The organism is Anatilimnocola floriformis (genome assembly GCF_024256385.1).
In the GTDB taxonomy this organism is placed as follows: Bacteria; Planctomycetota; Planctomycetia; order Pirellulales; family Pirellulaceae; genus Anatilimnocola; species Anatilimnocola floriformis.
The window spans coordinates 1,937,929-1,951,408 of record NZ_JAMLFW010000002.1 but is presented as its reverse complement, the minus strand read 5'-3'; the positions used below and the strand labels follow the sequence as shown (position 1 = coordinate 1,951,408).

Below are 13,480 nucleotides of genomic sequence, written 5' to 3'. Positions count from 1 at the left end.
GAATGCAAACCGGTAAAGATTTGCACCCCCGTATAACAAAGGTTGTTGGGTAAATGGCACCAGGTCAGACTGCAACTTAGGTTGCAATGTTTAATAACCCATTCTTAGGCCTGAGAAGCTTTCGAAGCTATCATACTTCAGCTGCCTCAGGAGAATTGTGAATAAATGTGGCCAAGCGTTCGTCCATTAGTACCAGTTAGCTAAGCATATTACTACGCGTACACATCTGGCCTATCAACCTCGTCATCTTCGAGGGGACTTACGGCAAAGCCTACGAAATCTAATCTTGGAGAGAGCTTCACGCTTAGATGCTTTCAGCGTTTATCTTTTCCGCACTTAGCTATCCAGCCGTGCCACTAGCGTGACAACTGGTACACCAGAGGTGCGTCCTTCTAAATCCTCTCGTACTAAAGAAGAACCTCCGCAAATTTCGTACGCCCATGGCAGATAGGGACCGACCTGTCTCACGACGGTCTGAACCCAGCTCACGTACCACTTTCATTGGCGAACAGCCAAACCCTTGGGAGCTTCTTCACCCCCAGGATGTGATGAGCCGACATCGAGGTGCCAAACCGCTACGCCGCTGTGGACGCTCGGTAGCGATCAGCCTGTTATCCCCAGAGTACCTTTTATCTGATGAGCGATGACCCTTCCATACGGAATCACCGGATCACTAAGCCCTACTTTCGTATCTGCTCGATTGATGGATCTCGCAGTTAAGCACCCTTCTACCTTTGCGCTCGGCGCCTGATTGCCAACCAGGCTGAGGGTACCTTTGGACTCCTCCGTTACTTTTTTGGAGGAGACCGCCCCAGTCAAACTGCCCAACTGACACTGTTCCCCACCCGGATTCACGGGATGGGGTTAGAATTAAAGCACATTCAGGGTGGTATTTCAACGTTGGCTCCCCGATAGCTGGCGCTACCGGTTCACAGCCTCCCACCTATCCTACACAAAACGTACCTCAACCCAATATCAGCCTACAGTAAAGGTTCATGGGGTCTTTCCGTCTAACCATGGGAACGTGGCATCTTCACCACGACTACAATTTCACCGGGTCGGTGGTTGAGACAGTGCTCCAGTCATTACGCCATTCATGCAGGTCGGAACTTACCCGACAAGGAACTTCGCTACCTTAGGACCGTCATAGTTACGGCCGCCGTTTACCAGGGCTTCGGTTGCGAGCTTCGTCTTGCGACTAACCCTCTTCCTTAACCTTCTGGCACCGGGCAGGCGTCAGACTCTATACATCCTCTTACGAGTTGGCAGAGTCCTGTGTTTTTGATAAACAGTTGCTAGAGCCGATTTTCTGTGGCCAGCTTGCGCTGGCACCCCTTATCCCGAAGTTACGGGGTGAATTTGCAGAGTTCCTTAACCACCGTTCTCCCGAGCGCCTGAGACTACTCGTCTCGCCTACCTGTGTCAGTTTTAGTACGGTTACTAACGCTTTAACCCTTAGAAGATTTTCTTGGACGTCCCTCCAGTGACTTCGAGAACATAAACGCTCTCGGGCTTACAACTTGGCTTACGAGGACGGATTTGCCTATTCCTCACCTTGCTGTACTCCACGGACATTTCTAGTCGTACCGCTCACTTTCGAGACGCCGTCCCTCCATCAGTTCACGTTAGCAGCGTAGGAATGTTGACCTACTATCCATCGTCTACGCCTTTCGGCCTCGACTAAGGTACCGGCTAACCCTGGGCGGATTTCCCTTCCCCAGGAAACCTTAGGCTTTCGGCGTGCAGGATTCTCACCTGCATTATCGTTACTCATTCCGGCATAATCACCTGTATAGTCCGACATGACTCGTTACCGTGTCACTTGTATCTACTATACAGCGCTCACCTACCAATCTTGCGATTCCAAAGCTTCGGCTTCATACTTACTCCCGTTCATTATCGGCGCGACATTACTCGACCAGTAAGCTGTTACGCACTTTTTAAATGGTGGCTGCTTCTAAGCCAACATCCTGGCTGTCACAGTAACGTCACTTCCTTAGTGACTAAGTATGAATTTGGGGCCTTAGCTGTTGGTCTGGGTTGTTTCCCTCTCGACTACGAAGCTTATCCCTCGCAGTCTGTCTCCCAGGATAGTCATTATGGTATTCGGAGTTTGGCTCGGCCGGGTAGTCGGGAATGACCCCCATACCAATTCAGTCTCTCTACCCCCACAATGTAGTTTCCTGAGGCTATACCTCAATATATTTCGGTGAGAACCAGCTATCTCTGCGTTTGATTAGACTTTCACTCCTCCCCACAGGTCATCCCACCGGTTTTCAACCCAGACGAGTTCGGACCTCCACGCAGTTTAACCCGCGCTTCATCCTGCCCATGGGTAGTTCACGCAGTTTCGGGTCTACCACCAGTGACCAATTGTCGCCCTATTCAGACTCGGTTTCCCTTTGGCTTCAGTCCGTAAGACCTTAACCAAGCCACTGACGGTAACTCGCCGGATCATTATGCAAAAGGCACGCCGTCATCCATTCCCCGAAGGGCATAGGACTCCGACAGCTTGTAAGCACATGGTTTCAGGTTCACATTCCTCCCCTCAACGGGGTTCTTCTCATCTTTCAGTCGCCCTACTGAGTTTGCTATCGGTCGTTAGAGAGTATTTAGCCTTACGGGATGGTCCCCGTAGATTCAGCCGGGGTTTCACGTGACCCAGCTTACTCAGGTATCCTTCGAGAGATTAATCAATGCCGCTTACGGGACTGTCACCCTCTGTGGTTGGTGTTTCCACGACCATTCTGCTATTGATTAATTTTGTAACTCTCATGTGAAGGACCCTACAACCCCACACAGGAAAACCTGCATGGTTTAGGCTGTTTCGCTTTCGCTCGCCGCTACTGACGAAATCGATTTTTCCTTCTTTTCCGCCGGATACTAAGATGTTTCAGTTCTCCGGGTTGGCCTTTAATGCCTATGGATTCAGCATTAAATAATTAGGGAACTTTGGTATCAACGCTTGTTTGACAGCTACACCAAAATTTTCGCAGTCTTCCACGCCCGTCATCGCCTTCTAACGCCAAGACATCCCCCATGTGCCCTTAGTAGCTTGACCACAATTATTCAAAACTCTCCACCAACCACCACCATCTAGGCCTTGCGACCTAAACAGCTTTGTTTAGTAGAGCATTCTGGATTGAGGCAGCTACGCTTTTGTGACCCAACAGCACGATTGTGAAATCGCGGTGCCGATCAATCCAGCGTTTTCTAGTAACGATAACTTCTTATTTCATCTCATCCAATCAACACACCTTGCAGTGCATCAACCAGACAACGCTTAAGAGTTCGTCTAGGATCACCACTTCACTCACCAGCTGCCGAAGCAACCAGCTCGTTCAGTAGCATCCTCACGAAGATGCCATCTACCCAACAACCAAATTGTCAAAGATCAACCAGGCGGAGCCGGCCGAAACCGGTCTCAATCCTGCCTGCTATTCAGGAGAAAAAACTCGTAAAAACAAGCGTTTTCTCGCGATTAGCAACTCACTTCACTTCGTCTTTCGTTTCAGGTCGACCAAAGTGGGAAAGAGCGAATTTACAACTCTTGGCCAACCTCGTCAACACCACCGACAAAAAAATCACTTCTCTTTTTTTAACCGACTGGGAACTTGACTTCCGGAAGGGAAGTCGCCCGCAAGTAATGCGGAGAGCAGTGATTCCTTCGTATGGTGCCAATATATGAATTTGCGAAACGCCGACAAGGGGTACTTCGCGAATTCTATCAGGCTTTTTTGAGAACCATCCTTTCGATGCGTGTTTCGCCGCGAAAAACCAGTGTTTTGAAGCACTTGTTTTTCGCGGCAACAATTCCAAAGTGGAGACGAAGGGGGTCGAACCCTCAACCCCTGCCTTGCAAAGGCAGTGCTCTCCCAATTGAGCTACGTCCCCGACAGAACCAACCAAACCCTGCAGTGCGCGGCACAAGATTCGAACTTGTGACCTCGTCGTTATCAGCGACGCGCTCTAACCAACTGAGCTAGCCGCGCATTCCGCAAATCGGAAGCTCCAAATTGTAAATCACCGCCTGTTTCGCTGTCAAACGGGGCAGTGCAAATGAGGCAGTTATTCCGGTGCGTGACGCCGAGAAAACCAGTTATCGACGGGATTTCACCGCAACTCGAATGTTTCTGAAATTTCTCTGGAAATTCGCGGTTTGCAATCCATACAATCCGGAAATGTTGCCGGCGATTCTGGTTTTCAGCCCCTCCGGCCGCCGAAAACAGGATATCGGAACAGACACGAAATTTATTGCGCTGGTTCACTCGACCCTGGCCCCGCGGCCCGAGATTGCCGCCGCCAGAATCGCACTTAAGTAAGGAACGGAAGCCATGTTGCGATCTTTTCGCCGCTGGAGTTTTTGGGCAGGTGCCGCAGCTCCCCTCATGTTTCTGGGAACAGCCGGCGCTCAGCAGCCATCGGCTGCCGATGCTCTCCGCCTGATGCCCGTACAGCAGGGAATCGACTTCGATTCGCCCGAAAAAGCCGACATCGCCAAGTGCAAAGTCGATGTCGAAACCGTCGGGGGAATCACCGGCTGGGTGGTTCGCGACGCCGGCGGCCAGGTTCTTCGCCGTTTTCTCGACACCAACGGCGACAACAAGGTCGATCAGTGGTGCTATTTCGCCAACGGCATCGAGGTTTACCGCGATATTGACGCCAATTTCAACAACAAAGCCGACCAATATCGTTGGCTCGGCACGGCTGGCATTCGGCACGGCGTCGACACCAACGAAGACGGTCGCATCGACGAATGGAAAGCGATTTCGCCCGAAGAAGTGACCGAAGAGCTCGTTACCGCGATTCGTGAAGCCGATGGCGCTCGCTTTCAGCGGTTGTTGCTCACGGCTGATGAGCTGCAAACGCTTGGTCTCGGCAGCGAGCGCGCTGACGACATCAAAGCCAAGCTCGCGATCGCAGCGGAAAAATTCACCGACACCGCTCGCAAACAAACGCTCATCGGCAAAGGCGCCGAGTGGATCTCCTTCGGCGCGAGTAAGCCTGGCGTGGTCACGGCCGGCAGCGGCGGTTCGTCGAAAGACATCGTCGTTTATGACAACGTGACTGCCATTGTGCAGAACAGCAAAGACAAAACTTCGCAGCTGATTGTCGGCACGTTGATTCGCGTCGGCGATCGTTGGCGGATGATCGATTTGCCGAAGAATTTGCTCAGCGATCCGAACTCGCAAACTGCCGTTGGTTACTTCTTCCAAGCCGAACCGGAACGCCGCGGTGGCGAAGAAGGGCCAGAAAACCGCGGAATTAGCCCTGAAATTCAGAAGCAAATCGATGACTTGGCAAAGATCGACAAATCGCTGAATGGTAATGCCACACCGACGCAACTCGCCAAGCTAAACAACGATCGCTGCGACGTGCTCGATCAACTCGTCCGTTTGACGGCTGGCGAAGATCGCACGATTTGGGTTCGCCAATATGCCGAAACCGTGTCGGCTGCTGTTCAATCCGGCAATTATCCAGCCGGCGTGCGCCGTCTCGATAAATTACTCGAAACCGTGAAGAGCGACGCCAAGCTGAAGGATCTGGTTCCCTTCGTTGAATTCCGGCAAATGTCGGCGGACTACAACTTGAGCTTGCAGCCGAAGGGTAACGAAGAGCCCGATTTTGCGAAAATCAACAAGAAATGGCTGAACAACCTCGAAGCATTTATTTCACAGTACTCCACCAGCCCTGACACCGCCGAAGCCATGCTGCAACTGGCGATCGGCTATGAGTTCAACGGCGACGATGAAAAAGCCGTCGAGTGGTTCGGCAAAATCGTGACCGACTTCGGCACTACCGAGATCGCCAAGAAGGCAACTGGAGCCAAGCGCCGTCTCGAGTCGGTTGGCAAACCGATGCAACTGCAAGGCAACATGGTCGATGGCCGCAAGTTCGACATCAGCGCCTACCGCGGCAAAGTGATTCTCGTTCAATACTGGGCCACTTGGTGCGAGCCCTGCAAACAAGACATGGCGCTCATCAGTACGCTACTGAATCGCTATCCAAAGGAGTTCGCCCCGGTCGGCGTGAATCTCGACAATGAACTCAACACCGCGAAAGCGTTCGTGACGCAAAAGAAACTCGCCTGGCCTCAACTGTACGACGAAGGGGGCCTCGAAAGCCGACTGGCCAACGAGATGGGCATTCTCTCGCTGCCCACGATGCTCCTCATCGACAAAAACGGTCGCGTCGTAAATCGCAACATCCACGCCAGCGAGATTGAAACCGAGCTGAAGAAGTTGGTGAAATAGCGAACCTCGCAGCGCGGGTGGTACAATAGCTTCGGAGGCTTTTCCGATGCGCACTGAGATTGATGTGAATGAACTGCCGGCGCGGTTCCATGAAGCTCTTGCCCTGATTAAATCAGGGCAAGAGATCGTCGTTGTCGCGAATGGTGAGCAAGCACAACTTGTTTCGGTGATGAAGAGAGGCGTGCCAACTCCCGATTTACATCCCGGCGCCATCGTTATGGGACCGGACTTCGATGAGCCGCTTTCCGAAGACGTTTGGCCGACTCAGTAATGAAACTGCTGCTCGATACCAACGGCGTTTATTTGGTGGGACAGCCATGCCGCGAACCTCTCTCAAGTTGCGTATCAAGCGATCCTTGATCCACTGAACGAACGCTGGTGCAGCAGTGCCTCGATCTGGGAAATGCAGATCAAGAGTTCAATCGGCAAGCTCGCGCTACGCGGCTCTCTGGCTCAGATCATTGCCGATCAACTGAGCCATGGATTCCAGGAACTGCCGATTCAGACAAGCCACGTTTTGCAACTCAACGCTCTGCCGCCAGTCCATCGAGATCCATTCGATCGAATTCTGGCGGCGCAAGCCATCGCTGAGGGAATGGCCATCGTCACGAGCGACGCAATTTTCTCGCGCTATCCGGTCCGTGCAATTTGGTAGGTTGCGGCTCAGTTCACCAATTCATTCGCCGCCTTACCCACCACCAAATCCAACCCGGTCGCCCAGTACCAATCTTGGCCAACGGAGCCGAAGAGGATGTCGCGGGCGTTGTCTTCCTTGACCGTCGCAGCCGTCAAGACATTCGCGCCGTTTGCTCCGCCGCCGACGCGTAGCTGAGCCAAACGCAAGGCGTAGCTCAAATCGCGGCGAGCCCAAACGGCGAGCAGCGAGCGCAGAGCGGCTTCGTTGTTGTCGTAGTTGGTCGTGCCGCCGATCAACAGAGTGCCGGTGCCTCCTGCCGTGATCGTGTCGCTTCCCAGGCCGCCGATCACCAGGCTGCGGCTGATGCCCGGCAGTGTTGTGATCACATCGTTGCCTGCGCCGCCGAGAACCAGATCGTCACCCTGGCCCGTGGTGATGATATCGTTGCCATCGCCACCTGAAATGAATTCTGAGCCATCGGAGCCCTGCAGCACGTCGTTGCCTTGGCCGCCGAGCAGTCGCACGAACGTCCCTACTGGCGATCCCAGCACCAAGATCGTGTCGGATCCAGCGCCACCGTCGACCGTCAGTTGCTCAATCCCCGTGTTGCGGAAGTCAACAACCGCCGCCAGCGATCGCAGCACACTACCGGTCACCAGGATCGCATCGGCGCCTGCCGTGCCGATCACTTGCACCTGGTCAGCCGTTCCGCCGTTGTCGACGATCCGCGCTGTTCCCTTCGCGCCGGCTGACCAGTCGATCGTGTAGCTGTCGTTGCCACCCTGGCCGTCGAGCGTGATCGCGCCGGCCCAGTTGCGAACTTCAAAAGTATCTGCCGCCGCGGTCCCCACGAGTTGCAATTCGGCCACACTATCGAGAGCAACCGTCCCTAAGCCTGTCAGCGTAAGCACATCACCATCAACGCGATACGTCGTCGCGCCGGTCACGATCAGCTTATCCACGCCGAGGTCGCCGTCGAATCGCAAACCGCCGGCGGGGAGAAAATCACCGCCGCTGAAATCAAGCGTGATCGTGTCATTGCCGCCATCGCTGTCGAGCTTGATCGACGTGAACGAACTGAGCGGCACGCGCGTCACAAACGGCGGCGCATTGCCGTCGCCATCCGAATCGAGACCACCCACCGGGCCATCGCGGCCCAGGTCATACGTCACCACCACATCGTTTCCATCGCGCTTCAGGGTGATCGAATCCGCGCTCACGCCACCGTTATCGCGATAGGCCGCGATGATGTTGTCGTTGCGCAGGTTCGGATTGCCAACCGCGCCGGCGGCATTCGCAGCTGCCGCAGCCGGGCCGTCGCCATCTGGACCGCCACGCACGTTCAGCGTGTTGGCAGCGACTCCCACGTTGAACGTGCCGCCAGGGATCGTCGAAGGGAGGCGAATCTCGTAGCCGTAGGCATCTTTGAGCACTTGAGCGACGTTGTCACTCGCAAGCACACGGGCACCGGCGCTCAAAGATGCGTTGCCGGGATCCATGCCACCGCGCAAACTCACCGCGCCGCGATATTGGCTGGTGAAAGCGACCGGATAATTCGCTGCCGTCGGACCAGCCGTGTGCGTTGGGCCATTCACATCTTGGCCGCGCGGACCACCGCCGCTGTCCCAACTCGTCAGCAGATGCGTGCCGCTCGGACCGTCAAACACATAATAAAATCCCACGCCGCCGCCATGTGCCTGATCGGGAATGGTCGTTTTGGTAACCGTACCGGTCAGCGGTGTCGGCAACCGGGCCGGAGCTGTGTCATACAGCCCTAGGATGTGAGCAAACTCGGCATTGATCGTGCCATACAAATCCACGCCGACCGCATCGTCGGGCCGTGAGGCCGCGAACGGGCTAAGTATGTTCGTGAACTCGGAACTTTCGTTCGGCGTCGGATCGATCCACCAGCCGTTGTTGGGTTGACCGACGGTGCCGCGATTCAGCGTAAAATCACCGGCAATGGGATGACCGTTGCGATTGGCGGCTTTGTCGGCTTCGGTCGGAAATGCGTAACGAGTGATGGCGGCAGCACCGCCGAAATCTGGATCGGTTTGCGACATGCTGATGTTGAAACTGATCGTATTGCGGTCAGCCGGCGCATCGACGGGCGGTTGATTGAGATTGACCAGCACGGTGGCCCACGAGGCGAGCACGGCATCGACCACGCGCCGCGCACCTTCCGCATTGGCGCCGAAGACTTCAGCAAATCGATCGGAAGCTTGTCCTCGATTCGCCCACACCAGATTGGCGAGCAAGTCGCGACTTTCGAGTTGCTCAACACGCGGACGCGAAAAAACTGGCTTGACCGGCGACTTGCGAATCTTCACGAGATGACCTTCGTTAGTAGACAAAAACCCTACAGATGTAGGGTCGAAGTCTAATTACGCGGTCATGGGGTGACAATTAGTCGCAGTGAATATTCGTTCGCATGCGACATTTTCAGCGCGTGTTTTCTAGCGGCGTCGCTTCCTCGGCGGCAGCGGTTCATTCCGGCGTTTGCAAACCAGCACGCTGCGATCGTCTTCAATCGCAGAACCAGCACGCTCCAGCAATCGCCGCAACCAACCGGCCAACGATTCGGCTGGTTCACACCAATGTCGCCGCAGCGTAGCCGCCATCACGGCTTCACCAATTCGCAAGCCGGCCTGATCGGTGGCCGTGCGAACACCGTTGCTGAGGAGCACTAAGAGTTCGCCCGGCTCGAGCGTGAGGATGAGATTTTTCATCGGCGGTTCGATGCCTGTACCCAGCGGCGCGCCATCGGCCGCGAGCAGCTCGCGTGAATTTTCGCGAATGATCCAAGCCGCAACAGTTCCTGCCAAGGCCAGATCGATTTCGCCGGACTCAGGATTCACGATGCCGTAACCAAACGACGCAAACTGATCGCCAGCCGAGCCTTGCCAGAGCGTGTCGTTGAGTCGCGAGAGCAAATCCTTGGCGCTGTGCCGATAGCTCGTGTGAGCTCGCAGCGCGGCTTGCACGGAGGCAGCATTCAAACTGGCTTGCAGCGGCGCACCCTGCGCGTCGCCGACCGCGAGCGCCAATCTGCCGTCGTTGAGAACCGTCCAATCGTGGAAATCTCCGCCCACATTGTGGGCTTGCTGCGTCCAGCCGGAGACTTCGAACTCATTCAGCAGTGGCGTGACACTGGGCAAACGATCTTGCTGCCACCGGGCGGCAACTTCCAGCTGCTTATCGTTTTGTTTCGCCGTCGCGCCGGCCGTTAATAACATCTCCCGTTCGAGATCGGCAGCCAAGCGGCCCGCCACGATCTCGGCCAAGTTGGTTTGCGAATCGCTGAAGTCGCGTTGCGATCGGCTAAAGAGCCACAGCGTACCGAGCGGCGTCGACGACGTCGAAACCGGCACGCAAACAGCCGCGGCAAAGTCTTCTTCGGGGCAGCGCCAATGCGGCAGCAGCGAAGTATCTTCGAGCACCACCGCATGACCGACGAGCGCCTCGAGATCGGCGACCGCGCCGCGCAACTGACGCGCGGGCTCGAGCAATTTGCTCTGCGGCAAGCCCCACATCGCCCGCAACTTAAGCGTCGAAGTTCCTTCATCCAGCAGATAGAGCGCTGCCGCTTCGCAGTTCAGCGCTTCGGCGCCACCTTGCAGCACGCATTGCAGCCGTTCGGCCAAATGATTTCGTTCATCGGCACGAACCGCAACCGGTACGCCGGCCGCAAGTTCGGCTTCGCGTTGCCACAGGGCATGACGAGTCTGATTCACTTCGCCCATCAGGTTGGCGATGGCCAGGGCCAAAGGACGGGCCGCTTCCAGATCGCAAGCCGGTTTGAAGTTGCCTCGCTGCGCATCCTGCGCGGGAGTCGCGGGCACAAGCGCGAGCCGCCCGACCTGATTCACGCCGCCGGCGACAGGTGCGCTCCAGCGCTCACCACAATCATCCACGCAGCCGAAGTGATACTGCAGTTGCCAACCGGTGGCCCGGGCAAAGGCTTCGCTCAGCAGCAGAAACTGCGGATCGCCGACGACTCCCGCTGGCGCGGCGCCCGGGAGCTCCTCAATGTGCAGTTTGAGCGCAATTTGATTCTGAGAGGCGGGGTTTTGAGCCACGGTTGTCTTGAGCGTAATGCGCCAAACGGGCAGTCCATTGTTCTCAACGACGATCGCGCCCCCGCAGCATCAAAAACACCGCAGGCCATCCAGCTTCCATGATCGCTACAGGTTCCATCGGCCCGCCAACCAGAAAAAATGCGTGGCAGCGATTCGCGCCCTATAATCGGCCCCTCAGAACTCAACTCGCACCGCCTATGAACGCTCGTCGCGAAGCAACGAAGGTAGCCCGACGCGTGAGCGAGGGCTTGGGCGAAATCGACGAACTTATCGGCAACGTGCGACAGCACCATTCACGAAGGCGGATTCGTCCGCGATGCCGAGTCCACAACGTGAGTTCTTACCTCTCTGCGGTGGCAGCGACCGGAACCAATTGCAAAGCGCCGCGCAAAGTTTGCGTCCTTCAATAACCCCATTTAAACTTCTTCCGTCAATCTCAACCCTGCATCGAGTTGTGTTGTGGACGATACTCCTGCCATTCCCGAAACGCCCATTCCGCCCCTGCATGGGCCGCATGATTTTGGCCCGCATGGCATCGAACAATACTGGCCGGCGTATTGGATCTTCTTTTCGTCGTTCGGCTGGCTGCTGGTCGGTGTGCAATTGTTTTGCGTGATCCATGCGATTCGCACGGGCCGGCCGTACTGGTGGATCTGGGTCATCATGGGCTTTCCGTTCATCGGCATCGCGGCCTATGTCTTCCTCGAAGTTCGCCCCACGTTCGGCAAGCTGAACTGGGAGTCGTTCTTGTGGAAACTCAAAAGCCCCGCGCAGCGAATTGCTCATCGCCGCGAACAACTCGAATACGCTCCAACCGTGAAGAATCGCTTCCTGCTCGCCGAAGAGTTGCACGCGGCGGAGCAGTACGGCGCTGAGTGCGATGTTCTCGCCGATGGCTTGCAGGGGGCGTTCAAGGACGACGGCGAACTGCTGCTGCGACTCTCACAAGCTCACCTAGCAGCCGGTCGCGTCGCCGAAGCGGTTACCATCGCGGCCCGCATCACTCCCGAGCGCTCCAGTGAGTTTCAAGCCCGCTACAAACTGCACCAGGCCCGCTTGCTCGGCGCGCAAGGCGAAAACAACCAAGCCGAGAGTCAGTTCCAGGAACTGCTGAAGCAACGTCGCAGCGAAGCATCGCGCTACTACTACGCCGAGTTCCTGCTCGCGACGCGCCGAAACCCGGAAGCCATCAAGATCCTACAAGACATTCTGCACCAATACCGCCGCGGCACTCGCGTCTGGCGACACCAAGAAGGCGAATGGTACTTTGCCGCGAAGAAACTGCTCAAGCGCGCGAAAGCCCAATGATCAACCACTAGCCCGAGGCCAGCCCCTACTCTTCGCCACCGTAGCAGTCTTGAATCCGCGCGGTGGAATATATAACAGGTTATCAAATTTTCTGCGATTCGGCAAAGACTTTCCATCCAACGCTTTGCGACAAAACATGGCGGTTATATCGGGCCAAGTCCATAACCTTTTTATAACCAGAGCAGATTATTCGCACGCGAACAAAACCCTGCCCGGCGGTACTCCATTCGAAATCGGTCGGTTGCTCTCAGCGCGCACGGGTAGCGCCGCGACGACTGTCATTTTCAAAAACATCGACCTAATTGAGAAAGATCACCCGCTAATTAAATGCGTATGTGGTGACAACTTAGGTCAGAGATGTCGAGATCCAGTAGCCGCCCACGCTGGCGCTGATTTCGGGAGGGCGAGGCTCCCGCCGAGCCGCGCCGGTCGAAAGCAGTCGCCAACGGCCTTCGCAATTCCACCTCGGCGGCTCGGCGGGAGCCTGTCACGCGACACAAAGTTTTGCCGCGTTAATAGCGACATAAAGTTTTGCCGATCTAGCTAGCTTTCATGTTCACTTGTCTACGCCAGTGTTTTCATTTGCGACGCTGCGCCGGCCCTGGCACTTGGAGAGTGCGCACGGCGTGTGGAGTCCAGTCGGAGGCGTATATCGCTCGCAGTTGGTTGCCTGGTTCATCGGTCACCAGCCATTCCAAGCGATCGGGGTCGAAGCTCAGGTACACGTCGCGGCCGGCGTGTCGGGCGCCGATAAACAGCTTGCGGTGATACGGCCCGATCTTGCCCGACTGATCGACACGACGGGGCACGCAATAGGTGCTGAGATGCTCAAGCACGCGGTCCCAGTTCCAGTGACGTCGTTCCCAACCTGCCGTGTAGGTGCGCCCCGAATGCTTCAGCTCGGGGAACGCCACGACTCGCGGCTGCTTGTGAATTGCGGGATAAACTTCGCGTTGCAAGCGATCTTCATGCCGCAGTCGCGATTGAAACTGACGCACAGTTCGGCACTGCCGCGGTTCCGCCCAAGTATTCACCAGGCTCTGACTTCGTTCGATCACGCCGTTCTCCTGCGGTCGGCGCGGCGTGTTCCAGTGCATCTCAATACCCAAGCCGATGAGCCATAGCGCGAGCGCGGTGGGGAGATCGCTCCACGAACCCCACGGTGCGCCGTTGTCGACACGCATCACGTGCGGCCTTCCATA

The 13,480-nt window shown here is 56.1% G+C and carries 8 protein-coding genes, 2 tRNA genes and 1 rRNA gene; 5 read left to right on the top strand and 6 right to left on the bottom strand.

From position 1 onward, the window contains the following. Window positions 1–167 precede the first annotated feature (167 nt). The 3 genes from M9Q49_RS32325 to M9Q49_RS32315 form a co-directional block, all read right to left on the bottom strand. Window positions 168–3,061 (bottom strand): 23S ribosomal RNA (locus M9Q49_RS32325). 760 nt (window positions 3,062–3,821) lie between these two features. Next, window positions 3,822–3,894: transfer RNA gene (locus tag M9Q49_RS32320), tRNA-Ala, on the bottom strand. A gap of 24 nt (window positions 3,895–3,918) precedes the next feature. After that, window positions 3,919–3,992: transfer RNA gene (locus tag M9Q49_RS32315), tRNA-Ile, on the bottom strand. 84 nt (window positions 3,993–4,076) lie between these two features. On the opposite strand from M9Q49_RS32315, the gene M9Q49_RS32310 reads away from it, so the two are divergent. From M9Q49_RS32310 to M9Q49_RS32295, 4 genes are read left to right on the top strand one after another with little or no spacing between them, the layout of a single operon-like run. Next, window positions 4,077–4,322: a hypothetical protein gene (locus M9Q49_RS32310; RefSeq protein WP_254513441.1), complete on the top strand. Its 246-nt coding sequence runs from the start codon at window positions 4,077–4,079 to the stop codon at window positions 4,320–4,322. Between the two features lie 12 nt (window positions 4,323–4,334). Beyond that, window positions 4,335–6,254: a TlpA disulfide reductase family protein gene (locus tag M9Q49_RS32305; protein WP_254513440.1), complete on the top strand. Its 1,920-nt coding sequence runs from the start codon at window positions 4,335–4,337 to the stop codon at window positions 6,252–6,254. Between the two features lie 46 nt (window positions 6,255–6,300). Next, window positions 6,301–6,525 (top strand): hypothetical protein, encoded by a 225-nt coding sequence (locus tag M9Q49_RS32300; RefSeq protein WP_254513439.1) that lies wholly within the window; start codon window positions 6,301–6,303, stop codon window positions 6,523–6,525. Between the two features lie 15 nt (window positions 6,526–6,540). After that, complete coding sequence (locus tag M9Q49_RS32295; protein ID WP_315861226.1) at window positions 6,541–6,909, top strand: type II toxin-antitoxin system VapC family toxin; 369 nt, start codon at window positions 6,541–6,543, stop codon at window positions 6,907–6,909. An 8-nt stretch (window positions 6,910–6,917) separates the two neighbouring features. Here the strand turns inward: M9Q49_RS32295 and M9Q49_RS35870 are convergent, their stop codons facing one another. Then, on the bottom strand, window positions 6,918–9,221 hold the full coding sequence (locus M9Q49_RS35870; RefSeq protein WP_254513437.1) for a calcium-binding protein: 2,304 nt from the start codon (window positions 9,219–9,221) through the stop codon (window positions 6,918–6,920). A 126-nt stretch (window positions 9,222–9,347) separates the two neighbouring features. After that, window positions 9,348–10,970 (bottom strand): PP2C family protein-serine/threonine phosphatase, encoded by a 1,623-nt coding sequence (locus M9Q49_RS32285; RefSeq protein WP_254513436.1) that lies wholly within the window; start codon window positions 10,968–10,970, stop codon window positions 9,348–9,350. Window positions 10,971–11,429: 459 nt separating this feature from the next. Between M9Q49_RS32285 and M9Q49_RS32280 the strand changes: the two genes are divergently transcribed. Then, window positions 11,430–12,278 carry a tetratricopeptide repeat protein gene (locus M9Q49_RS32280; RefSeq protein ID WP_254513435.1) on the top strand — a complete coding sequence of 283 codons (849 nt, stop codon included), beginning with the start codon at window positions 11,430–11,432 and terminating at the stop codon, window positions 12,276–12,278. Window positions 12,279–12,856: 578 nt separating this feature from the next. Here the strand turns inward: M9Q49_RS32280 and M9Q49_RS32275 are convergent. Then, the gene (locus M9Q49_RS32275) at window positions 12,857–13,465 is read right to left on the bottom strand and encodes a hypothetical protein (RefSeq protein ID WP_254507120.1); all 609 of its coding nucleotides are present in this window, start codon (window positions 13,463–13,465) and stop codon (window positions 12,857–12,859) included. Between the last annotated feature and the right edge of the window lie 15 nt (window positions 13,466–13,480).